A 13,536-nucleotide genomic window follows, 5' to 3' on the forward strand; every position below is an offset into this window, starting at 1 on the left:
GTGACGGGCGTGATCAGGCCCGCCATCGCTGAGCAGGCGGTGGAGTGGATGATGGAGTTGCAGAGCCCGCCCGTGACGCCGGAAAAGCTTGCGCAATGGCAGTGCTGGTTGCAGCAGGACCCTCAGCATGCACTGGCCTGGCAGCGGGTGGAGGCATTCGGTGAGCGCCTGTCCGGCCTGGGGGCGCACGCGCCCATCGTACATGCCGCGCTGGCTACGCCATCTGACAGCCGCCTTGACCGGCGCACGGCCCTCAAAGCGCTGGTGCTTGCCGTGTCGGCTGGTGCGCTGGCCTGGAGTGGGCGTGACTCCGATCTGTGGCAGAACCTGAACGCCGATTACCGTAGTGGCGTAGGCGAGCAGCGCTGGTTTGATCTGCTCGATGGTAGCCGGCTGATGCTCAATACCGATACGGCGGTCGACGTGCGTTTCGATCCAGCCGTGCGCCAAGTGCAGTTGCTGCGTGGTGAAGTCCAGATTCAGGTGGCAGCGGACAAGGCTTTGCGACCGTTCCAGGCCTACACGACGCAGGGCTCTGTGGTGACGCAGAGAGGAGATTTCCTGCTGCGTCAGGACTCCGCTTTCAGTCGCCTGGCTGTAACCGAGGGCGTGGTGATGCTATCGCCCGAACGCCTTGTGGCTGTTCGTGTGGAAGCTGGGCAACAGGTGACCTTCACCCGCGACGAGATCGGCCCGCTGCGTCAGTTGACCGAAGCGGACCAGGCCTGGACTGCAGGTCTGCTCATGGCCGTCGATATGCCGCTGGGTCACTTCGTCCGGGAGCTTGGCCGTTATCGCCATGGCCACCTGGGTTGCGCCCGTAGCCTGGCCGATATCCGGGTCGCAGGTACTTACCCCCTGGCCGATACCGAGCGCATTCTGCAGACCCTCGCCGTGTCGCTGGATATCGAAGTGCGCCGCTTTACCCCGTATTGGGTGACTCTGGAACCCAAGCGCACGATAAGTTGAAAAAAATCGCTGAGGCGATGGTCTGTTTTTCATTCTTACGAGACTCCACCAGTAAGAACTCGTTATTTCTGGTGGAGTCCCGCATGAATTACACCCTTCGCCTTCGGGCGCTGACCCTCGCCATGGCCGGCTGCATGGCACCCTCGATCACGGGCGCTGGCTTGTTGCTCAGCCTGAACATGGCCCACGCGGCCGAAACCAGCCGCACCTACGATATTCCAGCCGGCGCGTTGCGTGATGCGCTCAATCGCTTTGGCCAGCAAGCCAACCTGTTGCTATCGTATCCGGCTGAGCAGGTCGCCGGTCGGCAGAGTCGCGGGTTGCAGGGTCGCTACGGTGTAGAGGACGGCCTGGCTGCACTGCTGGCTGGTAGCGGTTTGCAGGCAAGTCGCCTGGCCAATGGCAGCTACATCCTGCAGCCAGCGCAGCAGGACGTACTCAGCCTGCCAACCGCGACCATCAGCGGTCTCACCGAGAGCGTCACCGGCCCGACTCAAGGTATTGTCGCCAACCGTTCCTCCGTGGGCACCAAGACCAATACCGCGATCAACGAAGTGCCACAGTCGATTTCGGTGATTACCCGCGACGAGATGGACAAGCGCGGCGTGCAGGACTTCAACAGCGCGGTGGCCTATACGCCAGGCATTCGCGCCATCGACTACGTGGGCGGCCAGGGGGCGCCGGACATCTACATGCGCGGGTTTCGCTCGTTCAATCTGTTCGGTATCTACCGCGATGGCTTGCGCAGCGGCTTCAACCAGTACGACACCGACTTCGAGACCTTTGGCCTCGAACGCCTCGATGTGATCAAGGGACCGGCGTCGGTGCTCTATGGGCAGATGGCGCCTGGCGGCATGGTCAACCTGACCAGCAAGCGTCCCACCGATGAAACCATCCGTGAAATCCAAATCCAGGGTGGCAGTCACGACCGCAAGCAGGGAGCGATCGACCTCGGTGGTCGGCTGGATGACGAAGGTACGCTGCTCTATCGCTTCGTAGCGCTCGAGCGTGACAGCGGCACCCAGGTGGATCATTCGCCAGATGATCGCACCTACCTGGCGCCTTCTTTGACCTGGCGGCCAAGCGAAGACACCAGCCTGACGCTGCTGGCAAGCTATCTGAAAACGCGCAAGGGCGGCGCGGAGCAGAGCTTCCCGGTCAACGGCACCTTGCGCGGCACCGCCCTGGGTCATGTGCCGTCGAGCACCTATCTGGGTGATCCGCACGTGTCCAAGTACGAGGTGGAAAACACCTCGCTTGGCTACAGCCTCGAGCATTACTTCGATGAAAACTGGAAGCTGCAGCAAAACGCCCGCTACATGTACAGCAACGTCGATTACATCAGTAACGGTGCTCGCAATGGTGCCCAGTTGGGCGCCGACGGGCGCACCTATACCTTCGGTTATCAGGAGCGGCCCAAGAAGACCGATACATTCCTGATCGATACCAACCTGCAAGGTCTGTTCGATACCGGGCTGTTGAGCCACGAACTGACACTGGGCGCCGACTATGGCCATTACTCCGGCCGCGAGTCACGCACGGGGGCGAACAACCAGACCGTCGATATCTTCGATCCCGTCTACAACGGCAATGTGCTGTGGGCCGCTGCCCCGGTGGTGGATGGCAAGAGCGTGGCGGTGCAGAAGGGGCTGTACGTTCAGGACCAGCTCAAACTGGACAACTGGCGCCTGACCCTGGGAGGACGCCAGGACTGGCTGGAAAGCCGTGACTACAGCTACCTGGGTAACGGCAGCCGCCGCGAACAGAAGGACGACAAATTCACCGGACGCGTGGGCTTGGCCTATCTGTTCGACAACGGCATCACGCCCTATGCCAGCTACAGCACCTCCTTCCAACCCACTTCGGGCACGGCGCAGGATGGCAGCAATTTCAAGCCTACCGAGGGGGAGCAACTGGAAGTCGGTATCAAATACGCGCCGCCTGGCTCCAACAGTTTCATCACGGCCTCGGTCTACGACCTGACCCAGAAGAACGTCACCACTACGGATCCGACCAATCCCAGTTTCCAGGTCCAGACCGGTGAGCAGCGTTCACGCGGTCTGGAGCTCGAAGGCAAGGCCTCGCTCAGCGAGGGTCTGGATCTGCTTGCCTCGTATGCCTATACCGACGCCGAGGTGACCAAGGCCAACCCGGTGGGTACGGGCGCCAGTGCCTATAGCCTGGAAGGCAACCGACCCATTTCGGTACCGCGCCACACCGCTTCGCTATGGCTCGATTACACCGTGCTGGGCGGCGCACTGGATGGCCTGGGTATGGGGGTAGGGCAGCGCTATGTCGGTTCGTCGTACAACGCGAGAAATACCGTGAAAGTCCCAGGCTACAGCCTTACCGACCTGAGCCTGCGTTATGACCTGAAAAGGCTGGTCGCCGGCGCCAGTGTCGATCTCAATGTGAGCAACCTGTTCGACAAGACCTATTTCACCCCCGGGTTCTACGAGAACAGCGTGTTCTACGGCACCCGGCGAACGGTCGTAGGGAGTCTTACCTACCAGTGGTGAGGGCCTCGTTGCGCGCAACAGGAAAATGACCGGATAGCCAGGTGCTTACCCCTATCTAAAATCCCGGCTGCGTATATCCAGCCCGGTCAGCCTATCGGTCATGTCGATCAGGCGGCCGGCGATGATATGGCGCACGCCGTCCACCGTTTCCAGGTGGCCGTCGATGCGCAGCAGTTGCGATTGCACGAGCACGCGGCGTTGGCGCTCGCTGCTACGAAAGGGGATTTATTGGCTGGCGTACTGGCCGCTGGCAAAAGCAGACGCTCCGTTGTGTAGATGGCGTTGAGGCGTTCACTCTAAACCTCGGTGCGACCCAACTCTGGGAAGGCGTCACTGATTAGGGGGGATTGTCAAAATCACAGTCAGCATTAAAGTGCTGAAATAGCGGTCGGGTGGTTGATAAGTCAGATTTATATTGCTGATTTAGGTCGCTTAATCCATGATAACCAGACATAAAACGCCGAAAGCTGGTTTTGGTCATGTTCGAGAAACTCACGATCCAAACCTTCGTTGACAATGAATGGTTCGACGCCGCTTTTGCTGCAGTTGCGCCTGCAGACGTGATCTTTGACCGGCTACGCGCAGCGGCACAGACGTTCAGGGCGCTACCGGACTTGCTTACCGAGTTGCCAGATGAAGTTAGGCATTCCAACGCAATACCGTTGAATAATCTGGATGTGAATTTGCAAAGGTGGGGGCTCCTATGAATGAAATGACAGGAGCAGAACGTAAGGCGCTCATTGACGACATCATGGCCAAGCATGGGGCAGGCCTTGAGACCCTCGGTACCTGTGTTCGACGCTTACGCCTTGAGGTGACTGGCTTCGATCAAGAGACTTTTGCCGCCATGTGCGATCTGTCTACGCGTGCCCTGTATCAGCTGGAGTCTGACAAAGGAAACCCAACCCTCAAGACTATCGATGGAGTACTGCGTAAGTTTGGGCTGCAGATGGGAATTGTTGCTGCGCAGTCAAAGCGAAAAAGCACTGTCCGTTCTGTTCATGCGAAGGGGCTGGTCGAGGCTTCGGTGCATGGGTATCAGGCCACCGATAGCGTCGTGACTAAAGTCCGGACTGAGCCAGCGCCAAAACGGGGTAGCAAACCCCAATCGTCCAGGCGGGGCGATAGAAAAAAAGAGCTCTAACATCGCTGAGCGCATGAGCAAAATCCTCAAGCAAAAAGGGCCGCATAGCGGCCCTTTTCTTTGCTCTCAGGTCAAGGGGCAGCATTGAACAGCGGCAGGACGTGCTCCGCCATTTCGTCAATCACATCCTCGGCCGAGCGTTGTGAGGGCTTCATGTTCAGCGCGACATGGGTGACGCCGAGTTCGCGCTGGTGCTGCCATTTGTCGATAAGGGCCTTGCGGCCGATACGCGTGACATTGTGAAAGTGCTGTTCCGGCGCGTCGGGGTCCTTGGTCAGGTCGAAGAAGGTCGCATAGCCATATGGCGGTGGTGGCTGCTCGCCTGCGGCTTCTTTCAGAAGTTCCAGGACATGGGCGATCTGGGTGCTGTCATGGACCGACCAGATCCAGGCGTCGGCATGCTGGGCGATCCATTCGATGGGTTGGCGTGCACGGCCGATGTTGATCATCGGCAGCCTGGGCGTGACGGGTTTCGGCACCAGGTCCAGGTCACCGCGAAAGCTTCCATAGTGCTGAGTCTGCAAGGCCGGGAAGTTCTTGCTGTGCAGTGTGCGGATCAGCGCAAAGGCTTCTCGGTAGCGCTCGTCGCGGTTGGCGAAGTCGGCTCCCAGCGCCGGGTATTCGGTGGGACGGTCGCCGGTCGACAGACCGAGAATGAAGCGTCCTGCGCTGAGCTGGTCGACCGATGCCGCCTGCTTGGCGACGAATACCGGGTCGCGCAGGGGCAGGACGATGCCGGCGGTGCCCAGGGTGATGCGTTGGGTAATGCTGGCCAGCATGCCGGCATAGACGAATGGATCGAGCATCTGACCGGCGTCGCCGAACCTGGGGTCGTAGAAGGGAACGTCACGCAGCCAGAGACTGGCGAAGCCGGCTTCGTCGACCTTGCGGGCCAGGCGTTGGTGGTCCTGTAGCGTGGGGAAGGGCGAGTCCGGGTAGGCCTCCAGCGGTGCGATGAAACCGAAGGTCAGGCGCCCGGGATGAAACACCTGGTTGAAGGCCAGGTGATCATTCAGGGGAGAGGTTGCGTTCATCATGTCCTCGTATGCTGGCCGCCTGGCAGCGAGCTGCCAGGCGAGGTGAGGTTGACTACTGCGCTGCAGTCGCCGGGTACGTGGGGTAATCGGTGTAGCCGCGGGTGACGCTGCCATTGATCCCGTAGAAGGTGGCGCGTTCGGGCTCGGCTAGTGGCCAATCCTGCTGCAGGCGCTCGACCAGGTCGGGGTTGGCGATGAAGGGGCGGCCGAAGGCGATCAGGTCCAGTTCACCGCTGGCCAAGGCCGCTTCGGCGCTGCTGCGATTGAAGCCACCGGCAGCCATCAGGGTGCCACGGAAGGCCTGGCGGAACTGGTGGGCGAAACCCTCGGGAATCGCTTCGGCGCCCAGGGTCAGCTGATCGCTCAGGTGAACGTAGGCCAGGTTTCGTGCGTTCAACTCGGCAGCCAGGGTGAGCCAGGTTTCGGCTTCGTCCGCGTAAGGGTGCATGTCGAACAGGCGGCCGAAAGGCGACAGGCGCACGCTGACCTTTTCCGGGCCGATGGCCGCAGACAGGGCGTCGAGGGTGTCCAGTACGAAGCGCAGGCGGTTGTCGATCGAGCCGCCGTAGCTGTCTTCGCGGGTATTGAGCGCGCCATTGATGAATTGCTCGAACAGGTAGCCATTGGCTCCATGCAGCTCGATGCCATCGAAGCCAGCGTCAATCGCGCGCTGTGCAGCCTCGACGAAGTCGCCGGTGATGCGCTGGATTTCCTCGACTGACAAGGCCCGTGGCGTACTGGCCTGCACCGGCCCGGCCTCACCCGGTGTAGCCCAGGCATAGGCATTGGAGCGCTGCGCCTGGACGGCGACCGAGGATACGGGCGCACCCTGTTCGGGTTGCAGGGATACATGGGACATGCGCCCGACATGCCAGAGCTGGGCGAAGATGCGGCCGCCCTTGTCATGCACGGCGTCCGTCACCAGGCGCCAGGCCTGGGTCTGGGCGTCGTTGTAGAGTCCGGGGTTGAACAGGTAGCCGCAACCCTCGCGGGAGACGGGGATGCCTTCGGAAATGATCAGGCCGGCAGAAGCGCGCTGTGCGTAATACAGCACCGTATGCTCATCGGGGATGTCGTTCAGGGCTCGGGCGCGGGTCATGGGGGCCATGACCACACGGTTTTTCAGTGGTGTTGCGGCCAGGTCAAAGGGGGTGAACAACGTGCTCATGGTCACTCTCGGGGAAATGGATTGGGGAAGGCTGTCGCCCACTCTTCAGGTGGGCAGCACCAGATCGCGGCCTGGGGCGCCGCCAGCGACGTTCGGCTCTGGCCAGATCACGTCCAGTCGGGTTCGGCTGATCAGCCACTGGCCGTTTACGCGGCGATATTCGTCGGCATAGATGCCCAGCAAGAGCAGTGGGTTGGCCGAGGGAGCCCGCGATGCGTCGAAGTCGATCAGGTAGCAGCGACCTTCTGCACGGTCGTCGTCCAGCACCTCGATCCAGTGGTTGCTGACGGCATGCAGGAATGGATAGGTGCCGCGCTGATGAATGTCGTATGCCGCAAACGCCTGGGTCAGGCCTTCACGTATCGCTTCCCGGCCGCGCCAGCTACCGCGATCGACCTGACAGATCGCGTCTTCGGTGAACAGTTGCGCCAGGTCTGCCATGCGGTTGGTATCCAGGTAGTGGCAGTAACGCTGGCGCAAGTCGCGAATCGCTTCACGGGTAAGCAGAAGCTTCAATTCGGTTTCCATAGGGGGCTCGTTGAACCGGTGGGAAAATGGAAGCTCAGCTTAATTAAATCCCCTGTTTCTATTAACGTGCTTGTATTCTTTTCAGTTGATCCTAAAAGGATCAAATGGCTCGTGCATTTCACAGGTATCGATTTATGCAGACGCTTCAGCTCGACGGTATTCGCGAGTTCATTCTGGCGGCGCAGCTGCAGAGCTTCACGGCGGCGGGATTGCAGTTGGGTGTCACCAGTTCGGCCGTTGGCAAGAGTGTCTCGCGCCTGGAAAAACGCCTGGGCATCAAGCTGCTGCATCGCACTACACGCAAACTGAGCCTGAGCAGCGAAGGCGAACTCTATCTCGCGACGTGTCTGCGGGTGATGGAGGATCTGCACGAGACCGAGGGTGCACTGTCGACAGGCTCGGCCGAGCCGCGTGGTCGCTTGCGTATCGACATGCCGGCGGCGTTCGGGCGGCGTCATCTGGCTCCGCTGCTGATCGAGCTGGCGCGCAAGTACAGCCAGCTGGATCTCGCCGTTACCTATGGCGAGAGAACGGTCGATCTGATTGCCGAGGGCATCGATCTATCGGTGCGTATTGGTGAACTCAACGATGATCCCGAGCTGGTGGCCAGGCGGCTGGGCGACCAGTACCTGGTGATCTGTGCCTCTCCCGAGTACCTGCGCAACCACCCGCCGGTCAGGGAGAAGGCCGATCTGCTGGCCCACGACTGCATCATCGCCTGGCGCAAGGGCATGCGGGCAACCTGGCTGCTGCAGAGCGCGGCTGGCCTGCTGCAGCAGGAAATACGGGTACGGCATGAGTTCGGCGATGGCGAGATGATGCTTCGTGCGACGCTGGAAGGCCGAGGCTTGTGTCAGCTACCGACCTGGCTCGTGGAGGAGCAATTGCGCAGCGGTGAACTGGTAACCGTGCTGGACGACTACGCAGGTGCGCGTATGCCGATCCATGTGATCTGGCCGAAGACGCGCTATATCCAGCCGAAAGTCCGCTTGGTGATTGACGAGCTGCTGCGGATGAAGGCCTTGCAACCTTCGCTCTTCGAACCCTGGGTGCCCTGAATCGAGTCGCTGTGGGGATTCAGCCCGTCACCCAGCGCTGGCGGGCCCAACCACTCAAGGCATCGACCGCCAGCACCAGCAGCAGCATGGCGAGAATCACCGTGGCCGCCTGGGCCTCCTGAAACAGGCTGAGGCTCATGTAGAGCATCTGCCCCAGGCCGCCGGCGCCGACGAAGCCGAGCACGCTGGCCATGCGGATGTTGTTCTCCCAGCGGTACAGCGAGTAGGCGATCAGTTGTGGCCAGACGCCCGGCAGGGTGCCATAGCAGAAGGCGACCAGGCGGCCGCCGCCGTTTTCGCGGATGGCATCGGCAGGTTCGCGCGGGGTGTTTTCCAGTGCTTCGGCGAACAGCCGACCGAGCACGCCAGCGGTGTGCAGGGCCAGGGCCAGGGTGCCGGCATTGGGGCCGAGGCCGGCGGCCAGCACCATCAAGGCTGCCCACACCAGTTCGGGAATGGCGCGCAGGGCGTTGAGCAGCAGGCGCGTGGCGTGCAGCGCGAGGCCGCCGAAGCGCCCGGCGGCCGGCAGTGCCAACGCCAGGCCGAGCAGGGCCGCGAGCAGGGTACCGATGGCGGACATGGCCAGGGTTTCCAGGGCGCCACGGCCAATGGCTTGCAGGTGTGCGGCGGAAAAGTCCGGATGCAGGAAGCCGCTGGCGTACTGGCCCATCTGCGCCAGGCTGTCGCCGGCCACCAGTGCGCCGAGGTCGATGCCCAGATAGACGAATGAAGCAATCACTGCCCCAAGCAGGACGGCGAGCAGAATCAGGTTGCCGGCTCTCATGTCAGCCTCGCGCGCAGCAGGCGGCTGAGCTGGTCGGCGAGCAGCACCAGCAGCAGGAAGGTGAGCAGCATGCTGGCCACTTCGCCGCCGGCGAACATGCGCAGCGACAGATCAATCTGCTGGCCCAGGCCGCCGGCGCCGACGAAGCCCATCACCACCGAGGCGCGAATCGCACACTCCCAGCGGTACACGGTGTAGGAGAGCATCTCGCCAGCGGCATTGGGCAGCACGCCGTAGGCGAACGCCGCCAGGCGGTTGCTGCCGGCGCCGAGCAGCGCGCGGGCGGGGCGGGCGTCGACCGATTCGAAGATTTCCGCGTAGACCTTGCCGAGCATGCCGGCGTAGGTGATGGCGATGGCCAGCACCCCGGCGGTGGGGCCGAGGCCGACGGCGCGGACGAACAATAGCGCCCAGACGATCTCCGGCACGCTGCGCAGGAAGATCAGCAAACCGCGCACCGGCCAGCGCGCCAGACGGGCCCACCAGGCCGGGCGTCCGCCACGGTGCAACGCCGACAGCGACAGCGCGCGGCTGGCCAGCAGCGAGGCGGGAATGGCGATCAGCAGTGCCAGGCTCATGCCGGCGGTGGCGATGGCCAGGGTTTCCAGGGTGGCGCGGCCGAGCAGGGCGAGGAACTCGGCATCATGCGCCGGTGGCCAGAAGCCGGCGAGGAAGTTGCCCATGGCGCGCGTGTTGTCGCCATCCACCAGTACGGCCAGGTCCAGCTCGCTGAGGTTGATCCCCGGCCATAACAACAGCAGTGCCAGTGCTGTGATCAGCAGGCGTGGCAGGGCGGCAGGGTCGCGTGGGGCGGCGCTCAGCATCGTGGGATATGCACCGGTTGCGGTGGCACGGGCACGCTGGGCGAAGCCTGCAACTGTTCGTTGACGTACAGCGCCTGCAGCTGTGCAGGTTGCACCTCGGCGGCCGGCAGGTCGAAGGCGACGCGACCGTCGCGGATGCCGATCACCCGCGGAAAGTGCGCCAATGCCAGGTCGACGGCATGCAGGCTGGCGAGCAGGGTCATGCCGCGCTCGCTGGCCTCGCGGTTGAGCACGGCCAGGGTGTGCCCGGCCAGCACCGGGTCCATGGCCGAGACGGGTTCGTCGGCGAGGATCAGCTCCGGCGCCTGGTACAGCACGCGGGCGATGCCGACGCGCTGCAACTGGCCGCCGGAGAGCTGGTCGCAGCGTTGGTAGAGATGCTCGGCGATATCCAGGCGCGCGAGGGCGGCCTGGGCGCCATTGGCGTCCAATGGGTAGAGCAGGTTGAGCAGGCCCTTGGCCAACGGCCATTGGCCGAGTTTGCCGGCCAGTACGGCGGTGACCACGCGCTGGCGCGGTGGCAACGGCGGCGCCTGGTGGATCAGACCGATGCGCGCGCGCAGGCGCTGACGCTGGCCGGCAGCCAGGCGCCAGGGGTTGTGTTGCAGCAGATCGATCTCGCCGCGCGTGGGGCGCAGGCTGCTGGCCAGCAGACGCAGCAGGGTGGTCTTGCCGGCGCCGGAGGGGCCGATGATGGCCACCCGTTCGCCGGGAGCGATGTGCAAGTCGATATCTTCGAGCGCAACCTTGCCGTTGGCGTGGGCCAGGCCCACGCCACGCAGGGTGACACTCACTTCAACAGGCCAGCGGCGCGAGCGGCTTCTTCAATACCTTGGTAGTTTTCAGGCTTGGTCTCGATGAAGCGACTGGCGGCTTGCAGATCGAGAATCGCCTTTTGCTCCGGCTTGGCCGGGTCGAGGGCGAGGAAGGCCGCCTTGATCTTCGCCTGCAGGTCGGCGTCGAGATTGCCGCGCACGGTCCAGTTGTAATCGTAGTAGGTCGGGGTGGTGGCGAAGACCTTGACCTTGTCGGTGTCGACCTTCTTGCCATCGACCAGCTTCTGCCACACAGAGGCATTAAGCACACCCGCGTCGGCCTTGCCGGCCTGGACCCAGGCTGCGGTGGCGTCGTGGGCGCCGGAGAAGGCTACGCGGCTGAAGAATTCTTCCGGCTTGATGCCGTCCTGCAGCATGAAATAGTGCGGCATCAGGCTGCCGGATGTGGAGGACACGGAGCCGAAGGCAAAGGTCTTGCCCTTGAGGTCCTGCAGCGATTTCACCGCCGGGTCGGAGGTGATGAACTTGCTGGTGAACTCGGCATCCTGCTCACGCTGCACCAGTGGCACCGCGTTACCGGTTTTCAGACGCGCCTGGACGAAGGTGAAGCCACCCAGCCAGGCCATGTCGATACGATCAGCAGCCAGTGCTTCGACCACGGCGGCGTAGTCGGCCACCGGCACGAACTCGACCTTCATGCCCAACTCCTGCTCCAGGTAGGCACCCAGCGGCTTGAACTTGCGCAGCAGTTCGGTGGGGGCTTCGTCGGGGATGGCCGAGACCTTGAGAACGTCGGCGGCGTGCGCGAATACGGCGGATACGGACAGAGCGATGCCGGCGGCGAGCGCCAGGGTTTGCTTGAACATGACGGATTCTCCGGTTCAATAGCGGGGAAGGCTGGCGAAGTATAGTGGCCGAGCGATGCGCTTGCAGCACGCACGTACTGACTCCAAGGTTAAGATGCGCGCTGAACAAGAACTGCCTGGAGTTGATCGATGACTGCAACGCTGCCCGCCCTGGCCTTTGCCGGCATTGGCCTGATGGGCCTGCCGATGACCCGCCGCCTGCTCGCTGCCGGCTACCCGCTGACCCTGTGGAACCGCTCGCCGGACAAATGCACGCCGCTACTCGAACAGGGTGCACACCGTGTGGAGAACCCGGCGGAGCTGTGCCGCGATGCCAGTGTGGTGATGCTCTGCCTGGCCAATACCGAGGTGGTGCGCGAGGTGGTGTTCGGCCCCGGTGGGATAGTCGAGGGCGCGCGCCCGGGTCAACTGCTGGTGGATTTCTCCAGCCTGGACCCGGCCGCCACTCGTGAAATGGCCGCCGAGCTGGAAGCACGCACTGGCATGCGCTGGGTCGACGCGCCGGTGTCTGGCGGCACGCCCGGCGCCGAAGCCGGCACTCTGGCGATCATGGCTGGCGGTCGCGAAGAGGACGTGGAGCGTGTACGGCCGATCCTGGCGCACCTGGGCCAGCGCCTGACGCGCATGGGCGATGTTGGCGCCGGGCAGGTGACCAAGGTATGCAATCAGATGATCGTCGCCTGTAACGCATTGGTGATCGCCGAGGTGGTGGCGCTGGCCGAGCGCGCCGGGGTCGATACCAGCCTGATTGCCCCGGCACTGGCTGGTGGTTTCGCCGATTCCAAACCGCTGCAGATTCTCGCGCCACAAATGGCGGCCAGTCAGTTTGAGCCGATCAAGTGGCACGTGCGCACGCTGCTCAAGGATCTCGACACGGCGGTGAAACTGGCACGCGAGCAAGGTGGCGCCACGCCCATGAGTGGCCTGGCCGCGCAACTCATGCGCCTGCACGGCAGTCAGGGCTATCTTGAGCGCGACCCGGCCACTCTGGTCGAGCTGCTGCGGGAGCAACGTCCATGAAGATCGCCGCCAACCTGTCCATGCTGTTCACCGAGTTGCCACTGCGCGAACGTGTGCTGGCGGCGATGCGTGCGGGGTTCGATGGCGTGGAGATCCAGTTTCCCTACGAGCTGCCGGCCATCGCCCTGAAGGAAGTGCTGGAGCTCAGCGGCATGCCACTGGTGCTGATCAACGTGCCGGCGGGCGACCTGATGACGGGCGGCCCCGGTCTGGCCAGCGTGCCTGAGCGGCAGGCCGAGTTCGACGCTGCGCTGCAGGAGGCGCTGAGCTACGCCGCCATGGTGCGTCCGGCCTGTGTCAACGTGCTGCCGGGGCGCCTGGCCGAGGGCGTGAGCCGCGAGCAGGCGCTGGATTGCCTGGTCGCCAACCTGCGCAAGAGCGCCGAGGCCTTCGCCGTGCTGGGTATCCGGGTGCTGGTGGAGGCAATCAACCCCATCGACATGCCGGGCTTTCTGATCAACACGCCGGAGCATCTGGATGAGCTGCTGCGTACGGTCAATCATCCCAATCTGACGGCGCAGTACGATCTCTATCATATGGCGCGGCAGGAGCTGGATGTGGCAGCGGGTGTGCGCTTGCTGGCCGGGCGCATCGGTCACGTGCAGTTTGCCGATGTGCCGGGGCGTGGCGCGCCGGGTACGGGAGCGCTGGCTTTTGCGCCGCTGTTGGGCGCCCTACGCGACAGCGGGTATGACGGCTGGCTGGGGGCTGAGTACAAGCCGGGCGAGGCGGGTACCCAGGCGAGCCTGGGCTGGCTGGCGCAGTGGCAGCAACACTCGTAGGGTGCGCCGCGCGCACCGGGAGACCTGGTAGGCACTGGAGGTCGATATTGCGGCTGGTGCG

General features: G+C 63.3%; 14 protein-coding genes and 1 pseudogene. 7 read left to right on the forward strand and 8 right to left on the reverse strand.

Translation table 11 applies throughout. The features are described 5' to 3' along the window. Positions 1 to 9: 9 nt before the first annotated feature. Both ACJRW5_RS07105 and ACJRW5_RS07110 read left to right on the forward strand, forming a co-directional pair. On the forward strand, positions 10 to 969 hold the full coding sequence (locus ACJRW5_RS07105) for a DUF4880 domain-containing protein (RefSeq protein ID WP_484569829.1): 960 nt from the start codon (positions 10 to 12) through the stop codon (positions 967 to 969). A gap of 83 nt (positions 970 to 1,052) precedes the next feature. Continuing rightward, the gene (locus ACJRW5_RS07110) at positions 1,053 to 3,488 is read left to right on the forward strand and encodes a TonB-dependent siderophore receptor (protein WP_484569830.1); all 2,436 of its coding nucleotides are present in this window, start codon (positions 1,053 to 1,055) and stop codon (positions 3,486 to 3,488) included. A 51-nt stretch (positions 3,489 to 3,539) separates the two neighbouring features. Here ACJRW5_RS07110 and ACJRW5_RS07115 read toward each other — a convergent pair. After that, a pseudogene (locus ACJRW5_RS07115) lies at positions 3,540 to 3,698 on the reverse strand (hypothetical protein); the annotation flags it as partial. A 269-nt stretch (positions 3,699 to 3,967) separates the two neighbouring features. Here ACJRW5_RS07115 and ACJRW5_RS07120 point away from each other — a divergent pair. Beyond that, positions 3,968 to 4,195: a hypothetical protein gene (locus tag ACJRW5_RS07120; RefSeq protein WP_484569831.1), complete on the forward strand. Its 228-nt coding sequence runs from the start codon at positions 3,968 to 3,970 to the stop codon at positions 4,193 to 4,195. Then, the gene (locus ACJRW5_RS07125) at positions 4,192 to 4,632 is read left to right on the forward strand and encodes a helix-turn-helix domain-containing protein (RefSeq protein ID WP_484569832.1); all 441 of its coding nucleotides are present in this window, start codon (positions 4,192 to 4,194) and stop codon (positions 4,630 to 4,632) included. Before ACJRW5_RS07120 ends, ACJRW5_RS07125 begins: the two co-directional genes overlap by 4 nt. 71 nt (positions 4,633 to 4,703) lie before the next feature. On the opposite strand, the gene ACJRW5_RS07130 is transcribed toward ACJRW5_RS07125, so the two are convergent. From ACJRW5_RS07130 to ACJRW5_RS07140, 3 genes are read right to left on the reverse strand one after another with little or no spacing between them, the layout of a single operon-like run. Beyond that, positions 4,704 to 5,666: an LLM class oxidoreductase gene (locus ACJRW5_RS07130; RefSeq protein WP_484569833.1), complete on the reverse strand. Its 963-nt coding sequence runs from the start codon at positions 5,664 to 5,666 to the stop codon at positions 4,704 to 4,706. Between the two features lie 55 nt (positions 5,667 to 5,721). Continuing rightward, on the reverse strand, positions 5,722 to 6,837 hold the full coding sequence (locus ACJRW5_RS07135; protein ID WP_484569834.1) for an alkene reductase: 1,116 nt from the start codon (positions 6,835 to 6,837) through the stop codon (positions 5,722 to 5,724). Between the two features lie 45 nt (positions 6,838 to 6,882). Further along, a complete protein-coding gene (locus tag ACJRW5_RS07140) occupies positions 6,883 to 7,365 on the reverse strand; it encodes a nuclear transport factor 2 family protein (protein ID WP_484569835.1) in 483 nt (160 codons plus the stop codon). Positions 7,366 to 7,499: 134 nt separating this feature from the next. Between ACJRW5_RS07140 and ACJRW5_RS07145 the strand changes: the two genes are divergently transcribed. Then, complete coding sequence (locus ACJRW5_RS07145; RefSeq protein ID WP_484569836.1) at positions 7,500 to 8,423, forward strand: LysR family transcriptional regulator; 924 nt, start codon at positions 7,500 to 7,502, stop codon at positions 8,421 to 8,423. A 19-nt stretch (positions 8,424 to 8,442) separates the two neighbouring features. On the opposite strand, the gene phnE is transcribed toward ACJRW5_RS07145, so the two are convergent. From phnE to ACJRW5_RS07165, 4 genes are read right to left on the reverse strand one after another with little or no spacing between them, the layout of a single operon-like run. Then, positions 8,443 to 9,207, reverse strand: a complete 765-nt coding sequence (gene phnE, locus ACJRW5_RS07150; RefSeq protein ID WP_484569837.1) for a phosphonate ABC transporter, permease protein PhnE — start codon at positions 9,205 to 9,207, stop codon at positions 8,443 to 8,445. After that, positions 9,204 to 10,031 carry a PhnE/PtxC family ABC transporter permease gene (locus ACJRW5_RS07155; RefSeq protein WP_484569838.1) on the reverse strand — a complete coding sequence of 276 codons (828 nt, stop codon included), beginning with the start codon at positions 10,029 to 10,031 and terminating at the stop codon, positions 9,204 to 9,206. Before ACJRW5_RS07155 ends, phnE begins: the two co-directional genes overlap by 4 nt. Continuing rightward, complete coding sequence (locus ACJRW5_RS07160) at positions 10,025 to 10,825, reverse strand: phosphonate ABC transporter ATP-binding protein (protein WP_484569839.1); 801 nt, start codon at positions 10,823 to 10,825, stop codon at positions 10,025 to 10,027. The genes ACJRW5_RS07155 and ACJRW5_RS07160 overlap by 7 nt, the downstream gene beginning before the upstream one ends. Continuing rightward, positions 10,822 to 11,673, reverse strand: a complete 852-nt coding sequence (locus tag ACJRW5_RS07165) for a putative selenate ABC transporter substrate-binding protein (protein WP_484569840.1) — start codon at positions 11,671 to 11,673, stop codon at positions 10,822 to 10,824. Before ACJRW5_RS07165 ends, ACJRW5_RS07160 begins: the two co-directional genes overlap by 4 nt. A 129-nt stretch (positions 11,674 to 11,802) precedes the next feature. Between ACJRW5_RS07165 and ACJRW5_RS07170 the strand changes: the two genes are divergently transcribed. Next, the gene (locus ACJRW5_RS07170) at positions 11,803 to 12,693 is read left to right on the forward strand and encodes an NAD(P)-dependent oxidoreductase (protein WP_484569841.1); all 891 of its coding nucleotides are present in this window, start codon (positions 11,803 to 11,805) and stop codon (positions 12,691 to 12,693) included. Further along, complete coding sequence (locus ACJRW5_RS07175) at positions 12,690 to 13,475, forward strand: hydroxypyruvate isomerase family protein (protein ID WP_484569842.1); 786 nt, start codon at positions 12,690 to 12,692, stop codon at positions 13,473 to 13,475. The genes ACJRW5_RS07170 and ACJRW5_RS07175 overlap by 4 nt, the downstream gene beginning before the upstream one ends. Positions 13,476 to 13,536 lie beyond the last annotated feature (61 nt).

It is taken from the genome of Pseudomonas pichavaramensis (genome assembly GCF_050473265.1).
GTDB lineage: Bacteria > Pseudomonadota > Gammaproteobacteria > Pseudomonadales > Pseudomonadaceae > Aquipseudomonas.

What these genes read in the sequence shown, in the direction of transcription:
- ACJRW5_RS07110 (WP_484569830.1), top strand. Translation starts at nt 1,053, where the DNA reads ATGAATTACACCCTTCGCCTTCGGGCGCTGACCCTCGCCATGGCCGGC.
- ACJRW5_RS07120 (WP_484569831.1), top strand. Translation starts at nt 3,968, where the DNA reads ATGTTCGAGAAACTCACGATCCAAACCTTCGTTGACAATGAATGGTTC.
- ACJRW5_RS07125 (WP_484569832.1), top strand. Translation starts at nt 4,192, where the DNA reads ATGAATGAAATGACAGGAGCAGAACGTAAGGCGCTCATTGACGACATC.
- ACJRW5_RS07130 (WP_484569833.1), bottom strand. Translation starts at nt 5,666, where the DNA reads ATGAACGCAACCTCTCCCCTGAATGATCACCTGGCCTTCAACCAGGTG.
- ACJRW5_RS07135 (WP_484569834.1), bottom strand. Translation starts at nt 6,837, where the DNA reads ATGAGCACGTTGTTCACCCCCTTTGACCTGGCCGCAACACCACTGAAA.
- ACJRW5_RS07140 (WP_484569835.1), bottom strand. Translation starts at nt 7,365, where the DNA reads ATGGAAACCGAATTGAAGCTTCTGCTTACCCGTGAAGCGATTCGCGAC.
- ACJRW5_RS07145 (WP_484569836.1), top strand. Translation starts at nt 7,500, where the DNA reads ATGCAGACGCTTCAGCTCGACGGTATTCGCGAGTTCATTCTGGCGGCG.
- phnE (WP_484569837.1), bottom strand. Translation starts at nt 9,207, where the DNA reads ATGAGAGCCGGCAACCTGATTCTGCTCGCCGTCCTGCTTGGGGCAGTG.
- ACJRW5_RS07155 (WP_484569838.1), bottom strand. Translation starts at nt 10,031, where the DNA reads ATGCTGAGCGCCGCCCCACGCGACCCTGCCGCCCTGCCACGCCTGCTG.
- ACJRW5_RS07165 (WP_484569840.1), bottom strand. Translation starts at nt 11,673, where the DNA reads ATGTTCAAGCAAACCCTGGCGCTCGCCGCCGGCATCGCTCTGTCCGTA.
- ACJRW5_RS07170 (WP_484569841.1), top strand. Translation starts at nt 11,803, where the DNA reads ATGACTGCAACGCTGCCCGCCCTGGCCTTTGCCGGCATTGGCCTGATG.
- ACJRW5_RS07175 (WP_484569842.1), top strand. Translation starts at nt 12,690, where the DNA reads ATGAAGATCGCCGCCAACCTGTCCATGCTGTTCACCGAGTTGCCACTG.